This window comes from Bosea sp. RAC05, assembly GCF_001713455.1.
Lineage (GTDB): Bacteria > Pseudomonadota > Alphaproteobacteria > Rhizobiales > Beijerinckiaceae > Allobosea.
The window spans coordinates 4,604,448-4,629,147 of the sequence record NZ_CP016464.1 but is presented as its reverse complement, the minus strand read 5'-3'; the positions used below and the strand labels follow the sequence as shown (position 1 = coordinate 4,629,147).

Annotated in this window: 27 protein-coding genes and 1 tRNA gene; 17 read left to right on the top strand and 11 right to left on the bottom strand. The window is 67.3% G+C overall.

Annotation, left to right across the window (positions count from 1 at the left end; genetic code table 11):
- Positions 1 to 58 precede the first annotated feature (58 nt).
- The 4 genes from BSY19_RS25440 to BSY19_RS25425 all read left to right on the top strand — a co-directional run bounded on the left by BSY19_RS25440 (position 59) and on the right by BSY19_RS25425 (position 3,708).
- Positions 59 to 997: a FecCD family ABC transporter permease gene (locus BSY19_RS25440; protein WP_442856677.1), complete on the top strand. Its 939-nt coding sequence runs from the start codon at positions 59 to 61 to the stop codon at positions 995 to 997.
- A complete protein-coding gene (locus BSY19_RS25435) occupies positions 990 to 1,823 on the top strand; it encodes a heme ABC transporter ATP-binding protein (protein ID WP_069056604.1) in 834 nt (277 codons plus the stop codon). Before BSY19_RS25440 ends, BSY19_RS25435 begins: the two co-directional genes overlap by 8 nt.
- A 117-nt stretch (positions 1,824 to 1,940) precedes the next feature.
- Positions 1,941 to 2,471 carry a L,D-transpeptidase gene (locus BSY19_RS25430; RefSeq protein ID WP_236840450.1) on the top strand — a complete coding sequence of 177 codons (531 nt, stop codon included), beginning with the start codon at positions 1,941 to 1,943 and terminating at the stop codon, positions 2,469 to 2,471.
- Positions 2,472 to 2,700: 229 nt separating this feature from the next.
- Complete coding sequence (locus BSY19_RS25425) at positions 2,701 to 3,708, top strand: hypothetical protein (RefSeq protein WP_150129732.1); 1,008 nt, start codon at positions 2,701 to 2,703, stop codon at positions 3,706 to 3,708.
- Here BSY19_RS25425 and BSY19_RS25420 read toward each other — a convergent pair.
- Positions 3,705 to 4,652, bottom strand: a complete 948-nt coding sequence (locus tag BSY19_RS25420; protein ID WP_069057388.1) for an NAD(P)-dependent oxidoreductase — start codon at positions 4,650 to 4,652, stop codon at positions 3,705 to 3,707. The two genes, BSY19_RS25425 and BSY19_RS25420, sit on opposite strands and share 4 nt — an antisense overlap.
- A 233-nt stretch (positions 4,653 to 4,885) precedes the next feature.
- Between BSY19_RS25420 and BSY19_RS25415 the strand changes: the two genes are divergently transcribed.
- Entirely contained in the window at positions 4,886 to 5,203 is a 318-nt protein-coding gene (locus BSY19_RS25415; RefSeq protein ID WP_069056601.1) for a DUF2853 family protein, read from the top strand.
- A 95-nt stretch (positions 5,204 to 5,298) separates the two neighbouring features.
- Here the strand turns inward: BSY19_RS25415 and BSY19_RS25410 are convergent, their stop codons facing one another.
- Positions 5,299 to 6,600, bottom strand: coding sequence for an SAM-dependent methyltransferase (locus tag BSY19_RS25410; protein ID WP_069056600.1), 1,302 nt, complete (start codon positions 6,598 to 6,600; stop codon positions 5,299 to 5,301).
- Between the two features lie 536 nt (positions 6,601 to 7,136).
- Between BSY19_RS25410 and dctP the strand changes: the two genes are divergently transcribed.
- The 9 genes from dctP (at position 7,137) to BSY19_RS25365 (ending at position 14,725) form a co-directional block, all read left to right on the top strand.
- Positions 7,137 to 8,195, top strand: coding sequence for a TRAP transporter substrate-binding protein DctP (gene dctP / locus BSY19_RS25405; RefSeq protein WP_069056599.1), 1,059 nt, complete (start codon positions 7,137 to 7,139; stop codon positions 8,193 to 8,195).
- 62 nt (positions 8,196 to 8,257) lie between these two features.
- Positions 8,258 to 8,770 (top strand): TRAP transporter small permease subunit, encoded by a 513-nt coding sequence (locus BSY19_RS25400; protein ID WP_069056598.1) that lies wholly within the window; start codon positions 8,258 to 8,260, stop codon positions 8,768 to 8,770.
- On the top strand, positions 8,767 to 10,080 hold the full coding sequence (locus BSY19_RS25395) for a TRAP transporter large permease (RefSeq protein WP_069056597.1): 1,314 nt from the start codon (positions 8,767 to 8,769) through the stop codon (positions 10,078 to 10,080). The genes BSY19_RS25400 and BSY19_RS25395 overlap by 4 nt, the downstream gene beginning before the upstream one ends.
- Before the next feature lie 90 nt (positions 10,081 to 10,170).
- A complete protein-coding gene (locus BSY19_RS25390) occupies positions 10,171 to 10,485 on the top strand; it encodes an NIPSNAP family protein (protein ID WP_069056596.1) in 315 nt (104 codons plus the stop codon).
- Positions 10,482 to 11,309 (top strand): alpha/beta fold hydrolase, encoded by an 828-nt coding sequence (locus BSY19_RS25385; protein WP_069056595.1) that lies wholly within the window; start codon positions 10,482 to 10,484, stop codon positions 11,307 to 11,309. The genes BSY19_RS25390 and BSY19_RS25385 overlap by 4 nt, the downstream gene beginning before the upstream one ends.
- The gene (locus BSY19_RS25380; protein ID WP_069056594.1) at positions 11,306 to 12,112 is read left to right on the top strand and encodes an aspartate dehydrogenase; all 807 of its coding nucleotides are present in this window, start codon (positions 11,306 to 11,308) and stop codon (positions 12,110 to 12,112) included. Before BSY19_RS25385 ends, BSY19_RS25380 begins: the two co-directional genes overlap by 4 nt.
- A 49-nt stretch (positions 12,113 to 12,161) precedes the next feature.
- Positions 12,162 to 12,947 carry an SDR family oxidoreductase gene (locus BSY19_RS25375; protein WP_069056593.1) on the top strand — a complete coding sequence of 262 codons (786 nt, stop codon included), beginning with the start codon at positions 12,162 to 12,164 and terminating at the stop codon, positions 12,945 to 12,947.
- A 21-nt stretch (positions 12,948 to 12,968) separates the two neighbouring features.
- Positions 12,969 to 13,739 carry an SDR family NAD(P)-dependent oxidoreductase gene (locus BSY19_RS25370; RefSeq protein WP_069056592.1) on the top strand — a complete coding sequence of 257 codons (771 nt, stop codon included), beginning with the start codon at positions 12,969 to 12,971 and terminating at the stop codon, positions 13,737 to 13,739.
- A gap of 23 nt (positions 13,740 to 13,762) precedes the next feature.
- The gene (locus BSY19_RS25365; protein ID WP_069056591.1) at positions 13,763 to 14,725 is read left to right on the top strand and encodes a dihydrodipicolinate synthase family protein; all 963 of its coding nucleotides are present in this window, start codon (positions 13,763 to 13,765) and stop codon (positions 14,723 to 14,725) included.
- Positions 14,726 to 14,771: 46 nt separating this feature from the next.
- Here BSY19_RS25365 and BSY19_RS25360 read toward each other — a convergent pair whose 3' ends face one another.
- From BSY19_RS25360 to BSY19_RS25335, 6 genes are all read right to left on the bottom strand, one after another.
- The gene (locus BSY19_RS25360) at positions 14,772 to 15,503 is read right to left on the bottom strand and encodes an amino acid ABC transporter ATP-binding protein (RefSeq protein ID WP_069056590.1); all 732 of its coding nucleotides are present in this window, start codon (positions 15,501 to 15,503) and stop codon (positions 14,772 to 14,774) included.
- Positions 15,484 to 16,137, bottom strand: a complete 654-nt coding sequence (locus tag BSY19_RS25355; protein ID WP_069056589.1) for an amino acid ABC transporter permease — start codon at positions 16,135 to 16,137, stop codon at positions 15,484 to 15,486. The genes BSY19_RS25360 and BSY19_RS25355 overlap by 20 nt, the downstream gene beginning before the upstream one ends.
- Positions 16,137 to 16,844: an amino acid ABC transporter permease gene (locus tag BSY19_RS25350; protein WP_069056588.1), complete on the bottom strand. Its 708-nt coding sequence runs from the start codon at positions 16,842 to 16,844 to the stop codon at positions 16,137 to 16,139. The genes BSY19_RS25355 and BSY19_RS25350 overlap by 1 nt, the downstream gene beginning before the upstream one ends.
- A 100-nt stretch (positions 16,845 to 16,944) precedes the next feature.
- Positions 16,945 to 17,748 (bottom strand): transporter substrate-binding domain-containing protein, encoded by an 804-nt coding sequence (locus BSY19_RS25345; protein ID WP_069056587.1) that lies wholly within the window; start codon positions 17,746 to 17,748, stop codon positions 16,945 to 16,947.
- Between the two features lie 133 nt (positions 17,749 to 17,881).
- Positions 17,882 to 18,862, bottom strand: a complete 981-nt coding sequence (locus BSY19_RS25340) for a 2-hydroxyacid dehydrogenase (RefSeq protein ID WP_069056586.1) — start codon at positions 18,860 to 18,862, stop codon at positions 17,882 to 17,884.
- A 34-nt stretch (positions 18,863 to 18,896) separates the two neighbouring features.
- Positions 18,897 to 19,655, bottom strand: coding sequence for a GntR family transcriptional regulator (locus BSY19_RS25335; RefSeq protein ID WP_069056585.1), 759 nt, complete (start codon positions 19,653 to 19,655; stop codon positions 18,897 to 18,899).
- 199 nt (positions 19,656 to 19,854) lie between these two features.
- Here BSY19_RS25335 and BSY19_RS25330 point away from each other — a divergent pair, with 199 nt between their 5' ends.
- Both BSY19_RS25330 and BSY19_RS25325 read left to right on the top strand, forming a co-directional pair.
- A complete protein-coding gene (locus BSY19_RS25330; RefSeq protein ID WP_069056584.1) occupies positions 19,855 to 21,054 on the top strand; it encodes a mandelate racemase/muconate lactonizing enzyme family protein in 1,200 nt (399 codons plus the stop codon).
- Positions 21,055 to 21,061: 7 nt separating this feature from the next.
- Positions 21,062 to 21,829, top strand: a complete 768-nt coding sequence (locus BSY19_RS25325) for an SDR family oxidoreductase (protein WP_069056583.1) — start codon at positions 21,062 to 21,064, stop codon at positions 21,827 to 21,829.
- Between the two features lie 100 nt (positions 21,830 to 21,929).
- Here the strand turns inward: BSY19_RS25325 and BSY19_RS25320 are convergent, their stop codons facing one another.
- The 3 genes from BSY19_RS25320 to BSY19_RS25310 form a co-directional block, all read right to left on the bottom strand.
- Positions 21,930 to 22,772 (bottom strand): glycosyltransferase family 25 protein, encoded by an 843-nt coding sequence (locus BSY19_RS25320; RefSeq protein WP_069056582.1) that lies wholly within the window; start codon positions 22,770 to 22,772, stop codon positions 21,930 to 21,932.
- A gap of 79 nt (positions 22,773 to 22,851) precedes the next feature.
- A complete protein-coding gene (locus BSY19_RS25315; RefSeq protein ID WP_069056581.1) occupies positions 22,852 to 23,568 on the bottom strand; it encodes an FkbM family methyltransferase in 717 nt (238 codons plus the stop codon).
- A 252-nt stretch (positions 23,569 to 23,820) separates the two neighbouring features.
- A tRNA-Gly gene (locus tag BSY19_RS25310) sits at positions 23,821 to 23,895 on the bottom strand.
- A 209-nt stretch (positions 23,896 to 24,104) separates the two neighbouring features.
- On the opposite strand from BSY19_RS25310, the gene BSY19_RS25305 reads away from it, so the two are divergent.
- On the top strand, positions 24,105 to 24,644 hold the full coding sequence (locus tag BSY19_RS25305; protein WP_069056580.1) for a prolyl-tRNA synthetase associated domain-containing protein: 540 nt from the start codon (positions 24,105 to 24,107) through the stop codon (positions 24,642 to 24,644).
- The last annotated feature ends 56 nt before the right edge of the window (positions 24,645 to 24,700 follow it).

Genomic DNA, 24,700 nt, shown 5'->3' with positions numbered 1-24,700 from the left:
CGCCCTGCTGGCGCTCGTCGCGATCGGCCAGGGCGCCATCGCCATCCCGCCCGCGCGGGTGGCCGAGATTCTCTGGGCCAGGTTCACCGGCGACGCTGCGCTGCTGGACGGACGCGACGTGCTGGTGGTCATGAACATCCGTGTGCCGCGCGTGCTGCTCGGCCTGCTGGTGGGGGCCGGTCTGGCGGTGTCGGGCGCGCTGATGCAGGGGCTGTTTCGCAATCCGCTGGCCGATCCCGGACTCGTCGGAGTCTCCGCCGGGGCGGGGCTGGCCGCGGCGGCGACGATCGTGCTCGGCGACCGTTTTCTGACGGGGACGCTGATGAAGCTGCCCTTCGCCGTGCTGCCCTTCGGGGCCTTCTGCGGCGGGCTGATCTCGACATTGGCGCTCTATCTCATCGCGACGCGGCAGGGGCGCACCTCGGTCGCGACCATGCTGCTCGCGGGCGTCGCGCTGGGCGCCCTGGCCGGGGCGATGACGGGCCTGCTCGCCTTCATCTCGGACGACCGCCAGCTGCGCGACCTGACCTTCTGGTCGATGGGCAGTCTCGGCGGGGCGAGCTGGACCAAGCTCTCCGCCATCGCGCCGATCATCATCCCGCTGCTGCTCGCCATGCCGCTGCTGGCGCGGGGGCTGAACGGGCTCATGCTGGGCGAGGCGGAGGCCTATCATCTCGGCATCCCTGTCCAGCGGATCAAGGCGCTGGCGATCCTGCTGGTCGCGCTGGCGGTCGGGGCGAGCGTCGCCGCCGCCGGGCTGATCGGCTTCGTCGGGATCGTCGTGCCGCATCTGATCCGACTCGCCATCGGGCCGGATCATCGGCTGCTGCTGCCGCTCTCGGCGCTGGGCGGCGCGATCCTGCTCGTCGGGGCCGACATCGTCGCGCGCCTGGTCGTCGCTCCTGCCGAATTGCCGATCGGCATCGTCACGGCGGCAATCGGCGCGCCGTTCTTCCTGTGGCTGCTGCTGCGCCGCTCGGGGCCGCTCGATGTCTGAGACCCCCGCCCGAGAGACCTTTATCGATGCCCGCAGCCTGAGCTTCCGGGCCGGCGGACGCGACCTCGTGCGCGAGGCCTCGCTGGAACTGGCGCCCGGGACGACGACGATCCTGATCGGGCCCAACGGCGCCGGAAAGTCGACCCTGCTCAAGCTGATGACCGGCGAGGCCAAGCCCTCGGGCGGCGAGATCCGCCTCGACGGCGAAGCGCTCGCGGCCATTCCGGCCTGGCGGCTGGCCTGCCAGCGGGCGGTGATGGCGCAGCATGCGCGGCTGGTTTTCCCCTTCTCCGTCTATGAGGTCGCGAGCCTCGGCGTCGACGGCATCGGCCGGGCGATGACGCGGCTGCGGCGCGACGCGCTGGTCGGCGAGAGCCTCGCGGCCGCAGGCGTGCTGGAGCTCGCCGGGCGGGCCTATCAGACGCTCTCCGGCGGCGAGCAGCAGCGCGTCCAGTTCGCGCGGGTGCTCTGCCAGATCGAGGCCGGGCGCAGTGTCGCCAGCCGGCAGGCGCTGTTCCTCGACGAGCCGATCGCCAGCCTCGACCTCTGCCATCAGCTCGCCTTGCTCGACATGGCCCGCGCCATTGCCGGACTCGGCGTCGCGGTGCTGATCGTGTTGCACGATCTCAACCTTGCAGTGACCTATGCCGATCACCTCGTGGTGATGGACCAGGGGCAGATCATCGCGCAGGGCGCCCCGGCGAAGACGCTCGACGATGCCCTGCTGCGCCAGGTCTTCAAGGTCGACCTCTCGCTCAGCCGGGCTCCGGCTCCCGGCCTGCCCTTCCTGCTGCCGCAGCAGCATCGGTTGACGCCGGCCGCCTGAGGCGGGGCCGATTCAGCGGCGATTCATCCTGAATCCAGCCTTCACCATATCGTTCAACCGCCGATTCAGGGGTGACACCCCAGCTTCCGCCCGGACTGTTCCGGAGGGAGAGAGGCCATGGCCCCAAGGCGCGCTGCGATGGAGATTGTTCTGGCTGCGGGGCTCGCCCTGCCGCTCTGGGCGGCCGCTGCCAGCGAGGGCGCGGCGCGCGAGGTGGTGCAGTCGCCCGACCCGCGCTATCGCCCGGGCACCATCGTGATCCGCACCAGCGAGCGCCGGCTCTATCTGGTGACCGCCCCGGGCGAGGCGATCCGCTACACCGTTGCCGTCGGCAAGGCCGGCAAGCAGTGGCGGGGCGTGAAATATGTCGAGGAAATGCAGGTCGATCCGGCCTGGTCGCCGCCGGCCTCGGTGAGGCGCGACAATCCGCGCCTGCCCGACGTCATTCCCGGCGGCTCGCCGCGCAATCCGATGGGCGCCCGCGTGATCGGGCTGGGCCCGGGTGGCGAGTACGCGATCCACGGCACCAACATGCCGGGCACGGTCGGCACCGCGGCCTCCTATGGCTGCTTCCGCATGCACAACCACGATGTCGCCGATCTCTACGACCGCGTCCGCATGGGCACGCCGGTCGTCGTGCTGCCCTGACGGCGCGCCATCAGGGCGTTTTCAATCGAAGCAGATACCGGTTCGCGGCAAGACGTCGTGTCAAGACGAGAGGCTGAGGAGTTCGAATGATCCAGCGAGATCGATCGCATCTCCTCAACCCCGATGCGCTGAAAACGACGCCTTTGCTGCAAGGGCTCGTCAATCGCAGGGCGCGAGACTGGGCGGAAGTGGCCCAGCGGAGGGTTTGGGCCGAGAGGGCGTCCTCGGCATGAACACAACGGGCAGCCCAGAAACGCCCGCATCGGCCGAGCCTCCGGCACCGGTCGGTGGCGGCTTGACCAACACGTCCGGTGCGCCCGGTGGTGGAGCGGCAAGGATTGGCAAGGTCGTGGTGACGGCTGCGCTGGTCGGATTCGGGCTCTACGCCTGCTCGGACCTCATGTTCGGGCGGATGTTGGGCGCGATCACCGGCACGACGCAGGATCCGCGCTCGGTGGGATGGGTCGGCATCGACAGTATGAAGCCGGTGCGCGCGACCCTGCGCCGGGAAGGCGGCGGAACGCTCGTATTCGAGGCGCCGGGCGCCTACTACATGGCGATCCCACGGGGACGGGCCTATCGCGCTGGCCAGGGCGAACAGGTGATGTTCTCTGTCTGGAGCCACAGTTTCGATCCCACCCGCGGCGTTTTAATGAGGTCCTGGCGCGATTGCACGCAAGGCGCCGTGACGCCCGACTGCGAAGACCGCGCCGAGGCCCAACGGCGCAGAGCGGCTGGCGAACAAGAGATTTCCATTGAGGTGGGCAACTGGCTGGCACCGCAGCAGCATTTGACGTTTCTTCCGCGGTGGCGCGAGCAGGCTGCTGCCGGCCATTGCACGCTGACGACCGACCCCGTCTCGGGCCTATGGGTCTTCGACGTTCCCGAGGCGCTTCGGCCCGAGCCTGGCTCTCCGCCGCAGGCCAACCCTTACCTTTGCGGGCAAGGCTTTGGGCCGCAAGGAATGCTCAACAGCAGGCGTCAGGCCAACAATTCATACAAACCATACTATGCCTCTCCGAGATATTTTATCAAAGAAAATCCTTATGAGTACGTTGTATTCTGCAGGGCGACGCATGATGACGAAGATACTTCAAATAAATGCACGCTGTACTCAGATTACAAAAAAATGAAATTTTCGATTGTGCTAAATTATAAAGAACGCGCCATTTGGGATAAGCAATATAGAAAAGCCATCGAGCTGCTGGATCGCTTCAACATCTCGTCGCAACGCTAGAGCGGCACGCCCGAGGGCAGGGGCTCGCCCGCGAAGAACGCGTCCAGATTGCGCAGCAACAGCGCCTGCTGGGCCGCCTGGGCGCTGTCGGCCATCGCGGCGATGTGCGGCGTGAGCACCGCATTGTCGAGGGCCTTGAGCCGGTCCGGCACGTTGGGCTCCGCCTCGAAGACGTCGAGCCCGGCCCCCGCGATCACGCCCTGCTCCAGCGCGTTGCAGAGCGCTTCCTCGTCGACGGCGATGCCGCGCGAGATGTTGACGAGATGGCCCTGCGGCCCGAGCGCCTGCAGAACCGCCGCATCGACCGCATGGCGGTTCTCCGCGCTGGCGCGCACCGCGACCATCAGCACGTCGGACCATTCCGCCAGCCCGATGAGGCTGTCCTCGTAGCGATAGGGCAGGTCCTCGCGCCGCGTGCGGTTGTGGTAGGCGATCTCCATGCCGAGCGCGGCGGCGACCGTGGCGATGCGGCCACCGATGGCGCCGAGCCCGTAGATGCCGAGCCGGCGGCCGCGCAGCCCGGGCACGACCGGCATCCGCTCGATGGCGTTGCCCTGCCAGCGTCCGGCGCGGATGAAGCGGTCGCCCTTGCCGATCTGGCGGACGCTGGCCAGCATCAGGCCGATCGCGAATTCCGCCACGGCATCGGCATTGGCGTCGGCCGCGTTGCTGAGCAGGATGCCACGCGCCCTGGCATGGGCCTGGTCGATCCCCTCGATGCCGGTGCCGTAGCAGGCGATCAGCCCGAGTTGCGGGAGCGCGTCGATCAGGGCTGCATCGGTGCGCCAGCCGCCGACCGTCAGCAGCACGCGGGCGGCCTGCGCACGCTGCGGCAGGGCCTCCGGTACGGGCCGCTCCATCGGGCCGAGCACGAGGTAGTCCTGCTCCAGCCTCGCGATCAGGGCGGCCGGCATCTTCGGGGCCATCAGGATGGTCGGCTTCATCGTCGTGTCGTCTCCGGTCGATGCTGCATCGCAGCATTCTCCGGGCGCGGGCTCAAGCGCCGCGATCGCGCGGGCGGCATCCGTTTTCCGCATCACGGTGGGCCCTGCCGTTGCGTCAAAAATTCTTCGCGGCGGGCCTGCGGCTATCGCAAGCCGTCTCAAAGCGCGTTAACGTTTGGACGCGCGACAGCAACAACCGGGCGCGGCGCCGCTCGGAGCAAGAGGGGCTAACGATGGATCATCTGGCCGACGTCAAGAAATTCGCCAAGAAGCCGCTCAATGAGGCGGCCTTCGCCGGCATGGCGAAGTCCTATGCGCTCGTGATGAGCAAGCCTGACACGCGCTATGTCGCCTGTTCAGACGCCGCCGAGCTGGAGCGCGTCCGCGAGAATTTCCTGAAGAAGAAGCTCGGCCTGAAGTCCGCCGACCTCGATGCCTCGATCAAGGCGATCTGCGAGCACATGAAGGCCGACAAGACGAAGTCGCGGCTGACCTTCTATTACCTGCTCGCCGAGCATTACGGGAAGCTCGACGCCTTCGTGAAGGCATAAGCTGGACGTCATTCTCGGGCGAAGCGAAGCGCGGACCCGAGAATTGCGATCAGGCGATGCTCGGGGCAAGCCCGAGCCTGACGCCCGCGAGGTCTCTAGCGATAGAGATCCGCCCGCGTCAGCGGCAGGCCCGAGGCGCCCTTGCGGCGCTTCGAGGCCAGCGTCTGGTTGACCAGCGCGCCGCCGCGTTCGAAGGCGAGCGAGCATCCGGCCAGATACAACAGCCACATCCGCGTCCGCTCCGGGCCGATCTCGGCCTCGGCCTGCGCCCGGTTGGCCTCGAGCCGTTCCCACCAGAGCCGCGTGGTGCGCTGGTAGTGCTCGCGCCATCCCTCGACGTCGTGGACCTCGAAGCCGTGGCGCTCGAGGTTGGTGATCGACATGCCCAGATGGTCGAGCTCGCCGCCGGGGAAGATGTAGCGCACCAGCGCGCGGTACTCGGCCGGCATCTTGTTGAAGGCCTTGTCGGTCTTCTTGGCGCGGCGCGAGATGGTGTGGTGCAGATAGAGGCCGCGCGGGCGCAGCAGCCGGTTCACTGCGCGGAAATAGTCCGGGTGGTTGCGGATGCCGACCTGCTCGAACATGCCGATCGACGAGATCTTGTCGAACTGGCCCTCCATCTGGGTGTAGTCGCGCAGATGCAGGGTGACGCGGCCGGTCAGCCCGAGCCGCTCGACCTTCTCCTGGGCGAGCTTGAACTGTTCCTCCGCCAGCGTCACGCCATGGGCCTCGACGCCGTAATGCTGGGCGGCGTGGCAGACCAGCGCGCCCCAGCCGCAGCCGATGTCCAGCAGGCGGTCGCCCGGCTTCAGGCGCAGCTTGCGGCAGATCATGTCGAGCTTGTCGCGCTGGGCGCGGGCGATGTCGCCATGGTCCTCGGTGAAGTAGGCGCAGGTATAGACCATCTCCTCGTCGAGGAAGAGCCGGTAGAAGGCATTCGAGACGTCGTAGTGATAGGCGACGTTCGCCTTGTTGGTCGCCGGCGCGCCGTCGCGGGCGATCTCGTCGCCCTTGCGGTGCTCGACGGCGCTGGGCGCCGCGCCGGGCGCCAGGATGAAGCGGCGGAACACGTCGAAGATCGCCGCCTTCGGGATGGTGCGGGCGAGACGCCCGATCTTGCCCTCGGGCCGCGCCGTCGCGAGATCGAAGATCGAGCCGTTGAGCAGGGCGATGCGGTCGCTGATATGCAGGTTCAGGAGCGTGTCGAGCTTCGGCTTGCGCATCAGGGCGGCGACGGCGCCGGAATCGCGGATGGCGATGGCGAGGCCGTCCTCGGGCCAGCCCGCCGGGACCCGGCTGCCGTCCCAGAGCCGGAAGCCGAGTTTCAGCCCCAGCTTCTCATGGGCCTGCTCAAGAAGATGCCGCAACGCGGCCAGACGCTTCTGCTCGATATCCATGCCGACCCCGCCCCCTGACAGCGCCCTGTTTGGCGGCGGCGAGCCCGATTGGCAACCCGGCGATGCACCCGCCCGTGGCGATCCGGCGCTGTTTTGCCGGGGTGGTGACGTGGCCTGCCCACGGTTGATCCCGATCAATCTTGCGGGGTGTCCAACGCCATGCTGATATATGACGGTTTGATGCAGCGGGCCGCTGGTACCGGGCTGCTGTTTCGATGAAGCTGGCGATCATCCCTCTTATGAGGGGTCGTTGCGGGTTTGTTGGCGCGATCCTTGCCTCGGCCGGGGTCAGGGCCGGAACATGTTTGTGCACGGCAATATATGAGTTGGTCCGTCCCTTTGCCGATATGGACAGGGGGCGGTGATGTCAGGCCGGCGGAGGAGGCGGCCGAAGATGGGGCGTGGCGCATGAGAGCCCACCCATGGCGAAGACCGCGACCTCGTGCCGGAACGAGCCACCAAGGCTGATCGGCACGGCAGGCCAAATGGCCTGCGGAACATCGAAGACCATCACAACAGAGGGAAAGGCCGAAACCATGACCGGATTCAAGACTGTCGCCGCCGCGCTCGCCACCGTGGCGGGCCTTGTGCTCGGCGCGCAGGGCGCGCTGGCGCAGAACAAGATGGAACTCAACATGGCGACGCCCTGGGCGGGCGGGCACTGGCTCGACATCGGCGCGAAGAAATACGCCGAGAACGTCGAGCGCATGACCGAGGGGCGGATCAAGATCAACGTCTTCCCGGCCGGCGCGCTCGGCCCGGCGCTGAAGGTCACGGAGACCGTCCAGAAGGGCGTCGCCGACATGGGCCACAGCTGGCCGGGCTATGACTGGGCGGTCGATCGCACGGGCGCGATCTTCTCCGGCTGGTCGGCGGGGCCCAACCCCGAAGAGATGATGATGTGGCTCTACAACGGCGGCGGCGCCGATCTGTGGAAGCAGTGGCGCAAGGAGAAGTTCGACGTCGTCGCCTTCCCCTGCGGCGTGCTGGAGACCGAGTTCTTCATGCATTCGCACAAGCCGATCCGCACCGTCGCCGACATGAAGGGGCTGAAGCTGCGGACCTCGTCCTCCTGGGCCGAGATTGCGCCGATGCTGGGCGCCTCGACGGTCGTGCTGCCGGGTTCCGAGGTCTTCAGCGCGCTGGAGCGCAAGGTGGTCGACGCCATCGAGTGGGGCGGCCCGGGCAGCAACCTGTCGGAAGGGTTCCACAAGGTCGCCAAGTACATCATCATGCCGGGCCTGCATGCGCCGTCGGGCGCGCATGACTGCATCTTCAACAACGCGACCTGGGCGAAGATCGGCGACAAGGACAAGGCGCTGCTCGAACTCGCCGGCCGCCTGACGGTGCTCGACACCTATCTCGGCTACGCCAAGAGCGACCTCGACGCCTACAAGCAGATCAAGGCCAGCAACATCGAGGTGATCCAGGTCGATCCGAGCCTGACCGCTGCCGTGGTCAAGGCCTCGGGCGAGTGGGCCGACAAGCAGGCGGCCTCGAACGCCTGGTTCAAGAAGGCCTATGACAGCCAGAAGGCCTTCATGGCCAGCGTCAAGCCGCTGAGCGAATTCCGCTTCGCCATCGGCTCGCGCTGATCCCTCGCCCACGGCGGCGGCCTTGATGGTCGCCGCCGCGGGCCTCCCGGTGCGAGGTCGTCATGCCCATCGTTCGCTTCATCAACCTGCTCTCGCTCTGGTCGGGGCGCGTGGGCGCTGTCGTCGTCGTCCCGCTCGTTCTCGCCATGGTGTTCGAGGTCGTCAGCCGCTACGCCTTCGCCGCGCCGACGCAATGGGCCTTCGAGCTCAGCTACATGATGATGGGGACGATCTTCCTGCTCGGCCTGTCCTATGCCGTGCTGACGGACCAGCATGTGAACGTCGATTTCATCCACCAGCTTTTGCCCCGTCGCGCGGTCGCGACGATCGATGCGGTCGGCTACCTGATCATGGCCGGCATGCTGGCCTGGCTGACCAACGCGCTCGTCGGAAACGTCGCCAGCGTCTACCGCACGGGCGAGGGCACGGGGCTTTCGGCCTGGAACCCGCCGATCTGGCCGTATCGCGTCATCTATGTGATCGGCTTTGCGCTCTTCAGCCTGCAATGCTTCGCCAAGGCGATCGAAAACCTGCTGGTCGTCTTCGGCCGTGCGACGGAGAGCCCGGCCCGATGACCGCCCAGACCGTCCTGTGGATGTTCCCGGCCCTGCTGGGGCTGATCTTCCTCGGCTTCCCCGTCGCCCTGTCGATGATGATCGCGGCGCTCGGCTTCGGCCTGATGCGCTTCGGCGGCACGCTCGTGCACCAGTTCGCGCAGCGCATCGACGATCTCTCGACCAATTATGTGCTGGGCGCGATCCCGCTCTTCATCTTCATGGGCTCGATCCTGGAGCGGGCCGGCATCGCGGAACGCCTCTTCGACGCGCTCTACATGTGGACACGGCGCCTGCCCGGCGGGCTCGCCATCGCGGCGCTGCTGATGTGCACGATCTTCGCCGCCGCGAGCGGCGTCGTCGGTGCGACCGAGACGCTGGTCGGCATGCTCGCGATTCCCGCCATGGTGAAGCGCCATTACGACAACAAGCTGATCGCCGGCACGATCTGCGGTGGTGGATCGCTCGGCACGATCATCCCGCCCTCGGTTCCCGTCGTCGTTCTCGCGCCGATCGCGACCCTGCCGATCGGCGACCTGCTGGCCGGCATCCTGATCCCCGGCCTGACGATGTCGGCCCTGTTCATCCTCTACATCGTGATCGCCTGCGGGCTGAAGCCATCCCTGGCGCCGCCGGAGAAGGACCCCGATCCGCGCAGCCTGGGCGAGAAGATCAGGTTCACGCTGGTGGCGCTGGTGCCGCCGGGCTTCCTCATCTTCACGGTGCTGGGCACGCTGTTCACGGGCATGGCGACGCCGACCGAGGCCGCGGCCTGCGGCTCGCTCGGCGTTCTGCTGCTGGCGATCGTCTACCGGCGCATGACCTGGCGCCTGCTCTTCCAGGCCTCGCTGCAGACCGTCGGGCTGACGGCGATGATCCTCGCCATCATCCTGGCGGGCGGCATGTTCTCGGGCGTGTTCTTCGCCTCCGGCGGCATGGCGGCGACCAAGGGCATTCTCGACGCGCTCGGCCTCTCGCCCTGGTCGGTCGTCGCGGCGATCCTGTTCGTCGTCTTCATCCTCGGCTTCATCGTCGACTCGATCTCGATCATCCTGATCGTCGTGCCGATCGCGATCCCGCTGGTGAAGAGCTTCGGGCTCGATCCGCTGTGGTTCTCGGTGGTGATGCTGGTGATGCTGCAGACGGCCTATCTGACCCCGCCGATGGCGCCCTCGATCTTCTACCTGAAGGCGATCGCGCCGCCGACGATGCGGCTGCAGGACATGTACTGGGGCGTGATCCCCTTCATCATCTGCCAGATCGTCGTGCTGCTGCTGCTGCTGTTCTTCCCCGCCCTGGCGACCTGGATGCCGAAGGTCATGTATGGCTAGCAGCCGCGAAGCCCGCGCCCGCAACCCGCAGGCGGGACCTCGGAGGAGGGGGGCAGCGCCCTCCAGAGCATAGCAAGAGCGAGACGAACGATGATCTACGAAGAGCGCGACTATCGCATCAAGGCCGGGAAGCTGGCCGAGTTCGTGAAGCTCTATGGCGAATACGGGTTGCCGCTGCAGAAGGAGCATCTGGGCACCTTCATCGCTTACTTCACCACGGAGATCGGCGAGCTCAACCATGTCGTGGCGCTGTGGAGCTACAACAGCCTCGACGAGCGCGCCGCCAAGCGCAAGACGATGCTGGCCGATCCGCGCTGGCAGGATTATCTCAAGCGCGTCGACGGGCTGATCGACATCCAGGATACGCGCATCCTGACGCCCGTCGCCTATTCGCCCCTGCAATGAGCGCCGCGATTCCGACCGGCACGCCCGGCGCCTTTTCCGTGACGACCCCGGACGGGGCGGTGCTGCACGCCTTTTCCGAGGGCGCGGGGCCGGCCTTGCTGCTCGTCAGCGGACTCGGCGGCACGGCGGGCTTCTGGAAGGGCAACACGGCGACGCTCGCGCGCTCCTCCCGCGTCATCCGCTTCGACCAGCGCGGCATCGGCGCCAGCAGCCGCGGCAGCGCGCCCTGCACGATCGACCAGCTCGCGCGCGACTGCCTGAGCGTGCTCGACGCGGCCGGCGTCGAGCGGGCCGTGCTGCTCGGCCATTCCACCGGCGGCTGCATCGGCCAGGCGCTCGCGCGGATCGCGCCGGAGCGGCTGGACGGGTTGATCCTCAGCGCCACCTGGCTGAAGCCGAGCCACTACATGAGTGCGCTGTTTGGAGCGCGGCGGGCCATTCTCGCCGAGAACCCGCAGGCCTATGCGGCCACCGCCGTACTGATCTCCTATCCGCCGGCCTGGCTGGAGGCGCATTGGAGCATCTATGAGGCGGCCATCGCGGCCGCGCCCGTCTCGGCGGACGCGCGCCAGGTCGTGCGCGAGCGCATCGACGCGCTGCTCTCCTTCGACGGCTCCGCCGACATCGCCGCGCTGACCCTGCCGACGCTGGTTCTGGGCGCGCGCGACGACATGATCGTGCCCGCCTTCCTGCAGGAGGATCTGGCCGCGGCCCTGCCCGGCGCCCGCAAGATCCTGCTCGACTCGGGCGGGCATTTCTTTCCGGTCTCGCGGCCCGACGCCTTTACCGCCCAGGTCGCGGAGTGGATCGGAGAGCTGGGATGAGCGCGCGCCGCGTCGTCCTGATCGGCTATGGCGCCATCGCCGCCGACATCGCCGCCGTGCTGCTCGCGGCGCGTGATCCCGGCTATGCGCTGGCCGTGCTGCTGCGGCCGGGTTCGTCGTCGGCCGGGCGGGTTCCGGAGGACGTCCCGATCCTGAGCGGCCCCGACGCGGTCGCGGCCTTCGCCCCCGATCTGGTGATCGAGGCCGCCGGCCATGGCGCGGTGCGCGAGAGCGTTCCGGGCTGCCTGGCGCTCGGCCTGCCGGTGCTGATCTCGTCGATCGGCGCGCTGCATGACGAAGCCCTCTACGCCGATCTCGTCGCGACGGCGCGCCGGGGCGGCGGGCGGCTCCTGCTGGCGTCGGGCGCGCTCGGCGGGCTCGACTATGTCCGGGCCGTGCGCCACGCCAGCCAACTCGACCTGCGCTATGAATCGCGCAAGCCGCCGGCCGCCTGGAGCAGCGAACTGCGTGCGCTCGGCCATGACCCGGCCGCACTGTCCCGGCCCGTGACGCTGTTTTCGGGCACGGCGCGCGAGGCGGCGGCGCGTTACCCGCAGAACCTCAACGTCGCGGCGGCGCTGGCGCTGGCGGGGCCGGGTTTCGAGGCGACCGGCGTCGACGTCGTCTGCGATCCCGCCGCCACCGGAAACACGCATCTGGTCAGGGTGAGCAGCGAGTTCGGGACCATGTCGCTCGAGATCGCGAACCAGCCGTCTCCGACCAATCCGAAATCGTCCTGGATCGTCGCGCAGGCCATTCTGGCGGCGGTCGATCAGCATTTTTCTCCCGTGGTGATGATGTGAGCGCAGAGCGCCGGGATCGTCACGGGGTCCTCGAAGGGAGGCCAAGGCCATGAAGCTCGACGGCAAGATCGCGATCATCACCGGGGGCGGCTCCGGCATCGGCCATGAGGCCTGCAAGCTGTTCGCCCGCGAAGGCGCGCGTGTGATCGTCGCCGACCGCGATGGGGCGGCGGCGCAGCGCGTCGCGGCTGAGATCGTGGGGCAGGGCGGCCAGGCGAGCGCCCACACCGTCGATGTCAGCCGGGAGGCCGAGGTGGCCGCGATGATCGCGAAGGTCGTCGCCGATCACGGCCGGCTCGACATCCTCGTCAACAATGCCGGCTACGGCATCGCCGGCACCGTGGTGTCGACCTCGGAGGCCGACTGGAACGCGCTGATGGCGGTGAACGTCAACGGCGTCTTCCTCGGCTGCAAGCATGCCATTCCCGTGATGGAGAAGCAGGGCGGCGGCGCGATCGTGAACACGGCCTCGGCCGCGGCGAATATCGGCATCCACGACCGCGCCGCCTATGTCGCCTCCAAGGGGGCGGTGGCGGCGCTGACGCGGGCGATGGCGATCGACCATGTCGCGGCCGGCATCCGCATCAACGCGGTCGCGCCGGGCACGATCGAATCGCCCTATTTCACCAAGATCCTGAGCGGCCCCGACGGCGCGGTGCTGCGTCGCGGCCTCGAGGAACGCCAGGCGATGGAGCGCCTCGGCCAGCCGATCGAGATCGCGCAGGCCATGCTCTGGCTCGCCAGCAATGATGCCTCCTTCTGCACCGGCTCCGTCATGGTCGTCGATGGCGGCTGGACCGCGCAGGGCGACCGCAAACCCAAAATCGAACGCTGACCCAAGACGCAAGGCTGACAAATGTATGGATTGAACGGCCGCAAGGCGATCGTCACCGGGGGAGCGCACGGCATCGGCCGGGCGATCGCGGCGCGGCTCGTGGCGGAAGGCTGCGAGGTCGGCCTCTTCGACCTCGATCGCGCGGCGGCGCAGGCCACGGCCGACGCGCTCTGCGCCGAGGGCGGCCGGGTCGTGGTCGCGGCGGGGGACGTCTCGTCGCGGGAGGATGTCGCAGCCGGCATCGGCGCGCTGAAGGCGGCGCTCGGCCCCATCGACATCCTCGTCAACAATGCCGGCATCTGCAAGGTCGGCAAGCTGCTCGAGACCAGCGAAGCGGAGTGGAAGGCGACCTTCGGCATCAATGTCGACGGGCTGTTCCACGTCACCCGCCAGATCGCGCCGGGCATGGTCGAGCGCCGCAGCGGCACGATCGTCAACATCGCCTCCTGGATGGGCAAGTCCGGCGTGGCGGCCTATGGCGCCTATTGCGCCTCGAAATTCGCGGTGGTGTCGCTGACGCAGTCGCTGGCGCTCGAGATCGGCGAGTACGGCATCCGGGTGAACGCGATCGCTCCCGGTCTGATCGTCGAGACCAGGATGCGCGATGAATCCGAGATCCAGCGTGCGGCCGAGGGGCTGCCGACGGCCAAGGACCGGGCCAAGACGATTCCGCTGCGCCGCGCCGGCCTGCCTTCCGACATCGCCGAGACGGTGGCCTTCCTGGCCTCGGACGAGGCAGACTACATCACCGGCGAAACGATCAGCGTCACCGGCGGCATCTGGAACGACTGACCCGCCGACAACAGGAGACGGACATGCCTCGCTTCAAGGACTTCCGGCCCGCCGGCGTGATCCCGGCGACGCTGCTCGCACTCCATGACGACATGAGCATCGACGAGCGCCAGACGCGCCGCCATCTGCGCGACTGCGCGCTGGTCGACGGGGTCAGCGCGGTCACCGTCAACGGCCATGCCTCCGAGGTCCATGCCTGCTCCTTCGACGAGCAGCAGCAGATCCTGGCGGCCTCCCTGGCCGAAGTCGGCGACCGGGTGCCGCTGATCAACGGCATCTATGCCGACGGCTCGATCGAGGCGGCGCGGCTGGCGGCGATGGCGGCGCGCGAGGGCGCCTCGGCGCTGCTGGTCTTCCCGCCCAACAGCATGGCGATGGGCGGGCAGCTACGGCCGGAAATGGCGATCGCGCATTACCGGCGCATCGCCGACTCCACGGATCTGCCGATCATCGCCTTCCAGTATCCGATGGGCGGCGGGCTGGGTTATCCGTTCGAGACGCTGCTGGCCCTGTTCGAGGCGGTGCCGACGATCGCGGCGATCAAGGACTGGTCGAACGATCCGATGCTGCACGAGAAGCATATCCGGACCTTCCAGGCTCTCGCCCGTCCGGTGAACGTGCTCACCACCCATTCCTCCTGGCTGATGGCCTCGCTGACGCTGGGCTGCAACGGGCTGCTCTCGGGCTCGGGCAGCGTCATCGCCGATCTGCAGGTGGCGCTCTGGCGGGCGGTCCAGGCGGGCGAGCTGAAGGCGGCGCAGGCGGTCAACGACCGCATCGTGCCGCTGTCGCAGGCCTTCTACGCGCCGCCCTTCCTCGACATGCACAACCGCATGAAGGAGGCACTCGTGCTGCTCGGCCGGCTCGACAGGGCGGTGGTGCGGCCGCCGCTGATGAAGCTGCCGGAGGCCGAGATCGCGCGCCTCAAGCAGGCGCTCGATCAGGCCGGCATCACCCGCGAGGGCGCCCTGCCACTGGCGGCCTGACAAGGGCCCGCTGGCGGCGCCCCCTGTCAGGGAGCGCCGCAGCGTCTCACTTCGAGCCGGCGCTGACGAAGTTGCGCAGCTCCGGCGTCTGCGGGTTGGCGAAGAGCTCCTGCGAGGGGCCGCTCTCCCAGATCTTGCCCTGGTGCATGAATACGGTCGTGCTCGCGACATTGCGGGCGAAGCTCATCTCGTGGGTCACGAGCAGCATCGTCATGCCGTCCTTCGCCAGCTTCTCCATGACCAGCAGCACCTCGCCGGTCAGCTCGGGGTCGAGCGCCGAGGTCACCTCGTCGAAGAGCATGACCTTGGGCCGCATCGCCAGCGAGCGGGCAATCGCGACGCGCTGCTGCTGGCCGCCGGAGAGGTTGTCGGGGTAGCTGTCGAACTTCTCGGAGAGGCCGACCTGCGCCAGCACCTCGCGGGCGAGCGTCTCGGCCTTGTCCTGCGGCACGTTCTGGGTGATGCGCGGCGAGAGCATGATGTTCTGCCCGACCGTCAGATGCGGGAAGAGGTTGTAGCTCTGGAAGACGATGCCGACGTCCTTGCGCAGCTCGCGCAGCTTCTTCGGATCCTGGTCGACGACATGGCCGGCCACCTCGATGCGGCCGGCATTGATCGCCTCGAGCCCGTTGATGCAGCGCAGCAGCGTGCTCTTGCCGGAGCCCGAGCGGCCGATGAGCGCGACGACCTGGCCGCTCTCGACGTTGAGAGAGACGCCCTTCAGGACCTCGAGGTCGCCGAAGCGCTTGTAGACGTCGTCAATGAGAACGGCTGGCATTCATCACCTTTTCGAGATGGCGGCTGAGCCGGGACAGCGGGAAACAGATCGCGAAATAGATCACCGCCACCAGCGAGAAGACCTGGAACGCCTGGAAGGTCGCGTTGTTGACGAGCTGCCCTGCGCGGGAGAGCTCGACGAAGCCGACGACCGAGACGATCGAGGTGTTCTTGACCAATTGAACGAGGAACCCGACCGTCGGCGGCAGCGAGATGCGCACCGCCTGCGGCAGGATGACATAGCGATAGGTCTGCGCCGGCGAATGGGCGAGCGAGGCCGAGGCCTCCCATTGCTGGAACGGCACGGACTGGATCGAGCCGCGCCAGATCTCGGCGAGATAGGCCGAGACGTAGACGGCGAGCGAGGCCGAGGCTGCCAGGAAGGGCGGCAGCTCGAGGCCGATGATCGAGAGCCCGTAATAGCTCATGAACAGGACCATGAGCACGGGGATGGACTGGATCACCAAGATGTAGACGGAGGCGAAGTTGCGGATCAGCGCGACCCGCGACAGGCGCATGATCGCCAGCGCCCCACCCATGACGCCGCCGATGGCGAAGGCGATCACGGTGAGCAGCAGGGTCCAGCCCGCCGCCCGGAAGATGAACATGGCCTCTGGCCAACCGAAGGTCTGCATCAGGCCGCCTCCGCCTTGGCATCGAGCCGGGCGAGGCCCGAAACCTGCGGGAAGAGCCGGCGGCCGAGCCAGAGCAGGAAGACCTTCAGCGAGAGCGCCATCACCAGATAGACGCCGGTGACGATGATGTAGGTCTCGAAGCTGCGGAAGGTGCGCTGCTCGACGAGCGCGGCGGCGCCCGAGAGCTCCTGCACCGAGATGAAGGAGCAGATGCTGGAAGCCAGCATCATCAGCACGAACTGGCTCGACAGCGCCGGCCAGACCCGCGCGAAGGCCGGCTGCAGCATGACGTACTGGAAGACCTGGCGGCGCGAGAGGGCCAGCGAGAGCCCCGCCTCGAGCTGGGACTTGTGGATCGAATCGATGCCCGCCCGGATGATCTCGGTCGAATAGGCGCCGAGATTCAGCGTCATCGTCAGCAGCGCCGCCTCGACGCCCGACATGCGGATGCCGAGCAGGGGCAGGCCGAAGAAGATCATGAAGAGCTGGATCAGGAAGGGCGTGTTGCGCATCAGCTCGACATAGGCGTCGACGACGATGCCGGCCCAGCGGCCCGCCAGCGTGCGCAGTGCCACCAGCAGCACCGCGAGCGTGCAGCCGAGCACGATCGCCGCGGCCGAGAGCCAGAGCGTCAGCACGATTCCGCTGATGATCAGGTCGGATTCGGCAAGGACAGGGTCGAACTGCAAGGAGGTCTCCTCCCCCATTCAGGGGCTGCGCCGGGCACGGGGCGCGCCGAACTGCGGCGCGACCCGCGGGTCATGAAAAGGCCGGCACGGAGCGATCCGCGCCGGCCCGGTGCAGGGATCAGAAGGTGGGCAGAGCCGGCAGCGGGCCGCCGACCCACTTCTCGGAGATCGCGTTCAGCTCGCCGTTCTGCTTGATGAAGTAGATCACGTTGTTGAGCCACTGCTTCAGCTCGTAGGCGTCCTTGCGGACGGTCATCGAGTTCGGCTGCATGCCGAAGAAGAACTTGACCTCGGTCTCGGTCTCGCCGCGGGCCTTGATGGCAGCATTGGCCTGGGCGTCGGGGCCGGCGATGGCGTCGACCTGGCCGGAGAACAGCGCCTGCATCGTGGTCGAGTCGTCCTCGAAGCGCAGGATGGTGAGGTTGAGTTCCTTCTCGCGGTTGACGAACTCGCGCTCGACGCTGGAGCCGCGGTTGACGCCGACCTTGCGGCCCTTCAGGTCCGCCCAGGTTTTGATCGGCGTGCCCTTCTTGGCGTAGATGCCCATCTGGAAGGCGCTGTAGGGGATGGTGAACATCACCGCCTTGGCGCGCTCGGGCGTCGGGGCCAGCGTCGCGACCAGGAAGTCGACCTTGTTGGCCTCGAGCGCCGGGATGCGCGACGGCGGGGTCAGCTGCACCACCTCCATCGGCAGGCCGAGATATTTCGCGACGAGGGCAGCGACGTCGGCGTCATAGCCGATGGCGTTGCCGGTCGAGTCGACGGAGCCGTAGGGCGGGGCGCCGATCAGCACGCCGATGCGGACCTTGCCGCGCTTGGTGATGTCGGCCAGCGTCTGGGCCGAGGCCTGTCCGGCGGCGAGCAGGCCGGCGCCGAGCGCGAGCAGCGTGCCGGCGATCTTGAGATGCTTCATCAGATTCATGGTGCCGTTTCCTCGTTGGGCTTTGGGATCAGATGTTGTTGCTCCGGCTTCGTGCGGCCGGTTTGCTCGGCGGTCTGGGTCGCTGACGCCGCGACGGAGGGCTGGCCGGCAGGCCTGCATCCCCTTCCTGGCTTCAGGCGCGCCCTTCCCGCACCACGTTGGTGAGCGCGGCGCCGGATAGGCACCGCTTGATGTTGTCCGCCATGGTTCGCTGCCGGCGGCTGATGGTGCCGCTGGTCCAGCCCGACATGTGCGGTGTCATTAAAACGTTTGAAAGCTCATGGAAAGGCAGTTTGGATGGCAAAATATTAGGCTCCCCGGCATTTGGGTAGCGATACCATGTGTCGATGACGGCTCCGCCGATACGGCGATCGCGCAGGGCCTCGAACAGCGCGGCCTCGTCGATGGTCGGTCCGCGGCCGACATTGAGGATCACGGCGCCGGGCTTCATCGCCGCCAGAGCCGCCTTGCCGACGAGGCCGGTGGTGTCGGCCGTCAGCGGCACGGAGACGACGAGCGCATCGACAGAGCCGCAGAAGGCCTCCAGTTCGTCGAGGCCGAAGGCGCGGTCGACGAGGGCCGACGTCGCGACCGGGCTGCGGTTGGCGACATGGACCGTCATCTCGAAGGCCTTGGCGCGCCGGGCGATCGCCTTGCCGATATGGCCGAAGCCGAGCAGGCCGATGGTCTGGCCCGCGATCTCGCCATGGACGCGCTCGGGCGAGCCGGCCCAGTAAGCCCAGTCGCCGCAACGCAGCCTGGCATCGGCATCGGTGAGCGGAATGGCGCGGGCCAGCAGCGCGCTCATCACATATTCCGAGATCGCCTGCTCGTGGCCGAAGCAGTTGCAGAGATGAGCCTGCGCCGGCAGCCGCGCGAGATCGACGGCATCATAGCCGGCGCCGGGGACATGAAACAGCTTCAGCCCGGCCGGCATGGGCAGGCCGGCATCGAACTTCACCCCGATGATCGCCTGTGCCGCGGCATAGGCCTCGCGGTCCGCCGGGCTCGCCAGGACATCGGGTAGGATGCGGATCTCGGCGTCGGGGCCGACGAGCTCTTCGAAGCCCTGGCTGAAGGAGGCGGCGTTCTCGCCGTGGAAGATGATGCGCATGGTCGGCTGGTCCGGTTCGAGCGGTTGAAATCCGTCAGGGGGCGAGAAGGGGTTCGACGCTGCAGTCGAGCAGCGAGGGATCGAGCCGCGCCTCCATCTCGTCGAACATGGTCTCGACGAAGGCGATGAGGGCGTCGGAGGCCGCGACCGCGCGCTCGACATGGCGGGTCGCGATCGCGTTCAGCACGGCGAGATGGTGGTCGATCGAGCCCGCGAGGCCCGGTGGCTCGGCCATATGGGTGTGATGGATGAAGCCGATGCGGCGGAAGAGCGTATGCAGCGGCCGCAGCGTGTGTTCGAGGAAGGGTTCGCCCGCTGCGGCCAGCACCATCTGGTCGATGCGCCGGTCGAGCGTGTTGAACTCGGCCAGGGTCAGCCCGTCGCGGCGCTCGCGCAGCAGGCGCTCCATGTGCAGCATCTGGTTGCGGTGGGAGGGGCCGGCCCGCTCGGCGGCGAGCCTGATGACGAAGCGCTCGATGTCGCGGCGCAGATGCAGCAGCACCCGCTCGCGCGCCAGGTCGATCGGCGCGATCTGCAGGCCATGGCGCGGGCGGATCACGATCAGCGTGTCGGCGGCCAGGCGGTTGACGGCGTGGTGGACCGGCGTCCTGCCGAAGCCGGTCATGTCCTGCAGATCCTGCATGGCGAGGAAGCGGCCGGGCGCCAGTTCGCACCGGACCAGCATCTCCTCGATGCGCTGATAGGCGAGTTCGAACAGGTTGACGCGGTTGCGCCGCGCGGGGGGCGCATCGTCCGCGCTCACCAGGGTCGGCCGGCCTGCGCGTTGCGCCATCTGCGTTCCTCCAACGAAGCTCGTTGACCTGGCTCCGATCGGCGGCAGACTAAACATATTGTGATATTTTACAAGCGGCCGTATGGTCGCGCTGTGCCATCGTGGCCGTCTCGTCGAGCGGCTGCGGCGGGCCGGCACTCATCAACGACGTTCAGCGGCTCGTGCCGTGGAAGAGCGTCCGCCGCCAGGGAGGCAGGCTTTGAAGATCACCGCCATCGAGACGCTGCGGACGGAGGAGTTCGCGAATGTGCTGTGGGTCCGGGTCCATACGGATGCCGGCATCATCGGGTTGGGCGAGACCTTCTATGGCGCGGGGGCAGTCGAGTCCCACCTCCATGACACGCTCGCGATGCGGCTGCTCGGCAAGAACCCGCTCCACATCGAGGCGCTGCATCGCGAGATGACCAACCTGCCGATGGCGCAGGCCTCGACCGGGGTGGAATCGCGGGCGACGTCGGCCGTCGACATCGCGCTCTGGGACGTGTTCGGCAAGGTCTGCGGCCAGCCGGTGCACCAGATGCTCGGCGGCCTGTGCCGCGACAAGCAGCGGATCTACAACACCTGCGCCGGCTACAATTATGTCCGCACGCATAACATCAAGCCGGTCTCGACCTGGAATCTCGGCGAGACCGAAGGCCCCTATGAGGATCTCGACGGCTTCATGAACCGGGCCGACGCCGTGGCCGAGAGCCTGCTCGAGAGCGGCATCACGGCGATGAAGATCTGGCCGTTCGATCCGGCGGGGATCGAGAACCAGGGGATGTCCATCACGCCCGAGCAGATGCGCCGGGCCTGCGAGCCCTTCGAGAAGATCCGCAAGGCGGTGGGCGACAAGATCGAGATCATGGTCGAGATGCACTCGCTCTGGAACCTGCCCACCGCGATCAAGATCGCTAGGGTGCTCGAGCAGTACAGCCCGACCTGGTATGAGGACCCGATCCGGATGAACTCGCCGCAGGCGCTGGCCGAGTTCGCCCGCTCGACCACCGTCTCGGTCTGCGCCAGCGAGACGCTGGGCTCGCGCTTTCCCTACAAGGACATGCTCGACCGCGACGCGATGCACATCGTGATGGCGGACCTGTGCTGGACCGGCGGGCTCACCGAGGGCCGCAAGATCGCGGCGCTGGCCGACACCTATCACCGCCCCTTCGCGCCGCATGACTGCATCGGCCCGGTCGGCTTCATCGCCGCGATCCACGCCTCCTTCAGCCAGCCCAACACGCTGATCCAGGAATCGGTGCGCGCCTTCTACACCGGCTGGTACAAGGAGCTGGTCACGACGATGCCGACGATCGAGAACGGCTATGTCCTGCCGATGGAAGGGCCGGGGCTGGGCGTCGAGCTGCTGCCGGCCGTCTTCGCGCGCACGGACCTGACCGTCCGCCGCTCCAGCCTGTGAGGATCAGATGACCAATCCCCTCTTCGATCTCTCGGGCAAGACCGCCCTCGTCACCGGCTCCTCGCGCGGGCTCGGCCGCGCCATGGCGGAAGGGCTGGCGGTTGCCGGCGCGCGCATCCTGATCAACGGCACCGATCCGCTGCGGGTGGCCGAGGCCGTGTCGCAGTTCCACGCCGCCGGACACAAGGCCGAGCCGGCGGCCTTCGACGTCACCGACGAGGCGGCCATCCTGCGCGCCTTCGCGGCCTTTGACGCGGCTGGCATCGCGGTCGACATCCTCGTCAACAATGCCGGCATCCAGTTCCGCAAGCCGATGGTCGAACTCGCCACGGCCGACTGGCAGCGCGTGATCGACACCAACCTGACCTCGGCCTTCATGATCGGCCGCGAGGCGGCCAAGCGGATGATCGCGCGCGGCCATGGCAAGGTCATCAATATCGGCTCGCTGACCAGCGAACTCGCGCGGGCGACGGTGGCGCCCTACACGGTCGCCAAGGGCGGCATCAAGATGCTGACGCGGGCGATGGCGGCGGAATGGGCCGAAGCCGGCATCCAGGCCAATGCGATCGGGCCGGGCTACATGATCACCGACATGAACCAGGCGCTGATCGACAACCCGAGCTTCGACGCCTGGGTCAAGGGCCGCACGCCGGCGCGCCGCTGGGGCAAGCCCGACGAGCTGATCGGCACGGCGGTGTTCCTGGCGTCGTCGGCTTCAGACTACGTCAACGGCCAGATCATCTATGTCGACGGGGGTATGTCGTCGGTGTTGTGAGGGGCGACGCAAAGGGCAGTGGGTGGGCTGTGTGAACCACGCCGGGTCTCCCGGAGGTTCCAACGCCCGGGTGTCCGTGTTGGTCGAGCACGGGTCGCAGTCAATCGACGTCCGCCGCGTCAAACGGCGGCAGCAGGGGGCAGCCGTCGTCGATGAGGAGCTGCCGCTGTGCGTGCAGGACTACGCCAAGTGCGCGATTGGCGTCCGTGACGCCTTCCAGCGGGACATAGCAGTCGCTGCGGAGCGACCAGTCGGGCTCGAAGACGGGCGGCTCGGTGTAGTGGGCCTCCAATTCATGTCTGCGCTCGATCAGGACAGTACTGATTTCATGATCGATGTGCCCATTCATGGGGAGCAGAGCCGGGATCAGCGTGCGGCAGGCGGCGGGCGTGATCAGATAGGCGAACGTCCCGTTGAAGAAGTAGATCCGCGCCAGTTCCGAGCCCTGGGGCCTCTCGGCCATGCCATTCATGATGGCGCGGCCGAGAAAAACGAGACCGGCCTTGGGCGGGATGGCGCCGAGGACGTTGCGGAATCGGTTCGCATCGAAACTCGCGGCTGGATTGGCATCGTCTTCGAAGACCAGCAGCCGCGGCAACTTGTTGGCGATCATCCACTGCCAGGTGGCGATATGCGAGAGGAAACAGCCGATCGCGGGCCGCGTGAGTGTGAAATGGCTCTGTGGGGCCGCTTCGATCTGTGCGGCCGGTTGGGCCAACAGGGGTTCAATGGCCTCCAACGACAGCCGGGCGCCCTCGACCGCTGGCACCTTGATCAGTTTGTTCAGTCCGATCGCGGCCATGCGCTTCGAGATGGCGTTCCACTTGTCCGTCCGATGCGGAAGATTGATCACAGCGACGGCCAGGTCGACGCCAACAGCCTGAGCACTGTCCCCATCGAACGCGATGTCCGGTTTGGGAACGAGCTGCAGCAGAGAGTCCATGTCTTGTTCGGTGCGAATTGGACCACAGTCCTCTTTTGATCGTCGTCATCGGACATGTCAGCGCGGAGACGTCCGCCTGTCACTGGAAAAAGAACGACATGTACTCACCTTTCTGGATCACTTCGAATTTGCGGCCCGCGATGGCTGTGAACAGGGTCCGGCTTGTGCCCTGCCCCGGGAACAGCCAGTCATGCGTCTCCGCAATGAGCAGATCGGTTCGATCGAGCCAGCCCGTGTGCGAGCGGAACAAGGTGTCTTCGCCACCCTCGATGTCGACCTTGACGATGAGATTGCGCGTGGCGCCATACCGCCGCATGAGGCCGTCGATGGTGACGGCGGCGATTGCGCCTTGCGCGCCGGCCTGGGCCTCCCGCACCCGATAGGCGAATTTTTCGGCATGGGGGTCCACCAACGCGAGGCCGGTTTCCCGGTCGTGCACTGCGGCTTCGACGATCTCGATCAGGGGATTGTGCTGCGTGTTCTTGCGCGCAAGCTGCGCGTTGTCTCGCGCGGGCTCGATGCCGACGATCCGCGCTGCCGGCAAATGCAATGCGAAATAGAGTGTGCTGAGCCCGATATTGGCGCCGCAATCGATGACGAGCGGGGTCTCGCCGGCGGCGATCAGCCGGTCATAGGCCGCGCGGATCCAGGCGAATTGCGGGGCGGTGCTGATGTTGAATTCTTCCGTGAGGAAGATCTGCTCGAAGACCGCGTAGTCGCTGGTGCCGTCGCGGATCCAAACCGGGCCGATGCGATCAACGTCAATGTGCCGTAGGGCCGGGGCGATCTCGGTCATGGGCTTACTCCTCACGTTGGGAGGCGCCGGAACGCCACTGGCAGAATGCCGGAGTTGAACACCCTGCGAGTCGGCGCCGAAGATCGACCCTATGAACTCTGCCCGCACGTCCTTGATTTGAATGCTCTAGACGGCATTCGAGGTGGAGTCACACTGCGGTGCTTCGAGATATCCGCCAGACCGCACGACCCCTAAACGCAAAAAGCGCCGGATGATCCGACGCTCACGAGCCTTGCTAATCTTTTCATGTCCTGGAGCGGGAGAAGGGATTCGAACCCTCGACCCCAACCTTGGCAAGGTTGTGCTCTACCCCTGAGCTACTCCCGCATCAGGACATCGGCGCGGCGTTTCCGCCGCGGAGGCCGGCTTATTGCCCCAAAGCGGCGCGCAGTGCAAGCGCCTTGTTGCGGCAATTTCATCTTTTCCCGGAAGCGCCGCGGAACGCGCCGATCCGGCCGCGCGCGGGCGCTTGTGGCGGCGTTTGCGGCGGGTTACGCAGCGCTCCAACGCTCTTTCGAGGCCGGGCCCGCCTTCCCATGTCGCAGAATATCGCCGCCGCACCGCTGACGCCCGAGCAACTCTGTGCGCATCTGACTGCGCGCGGGATCGCCTATGTGCGCGTCGATCACGAGGCGGTCTTCACCGTCGCCGAATCCCAGGCGCTGCGCGGCACGCTGCCGGGGCTACATTCCAAGAACCTGTTCGTGAAGGACAAGAAGGGCCGGCTCTTTCTGGTCTCGGCGCGCGAGAATGCGCGCATCGACCTCAAGCGCCTGCATGAGACGCTCGGCGCGAGCGGGCGGCTCTCCTTCTGCTCGGCCGAGGCGCTGATGGAGAAGCTCGGCGTCACGCCGGGCTCGGTGACCGCACTGGCGGTGATCAACGACCGGCAGGGCGCGGTCACGATGGTGCTCGACCGCAACCTCGCCACGGGCGAGCCGGTGAACTTCCACCCGCTGATCAACACCGCGACGCTCCGGCTCGAACTGGACGATCTGCTGGTCTTCCTGCGCGAGACCGGCCACGATCCGATGATCGTCGATTTGCCGGTTCCCGAAGATGGACAGAACGCCTGATCCTCCCCATCTATGGGCCGGCTGCGGGCGCGGCCGGACCACCCCGTTTCCGATAT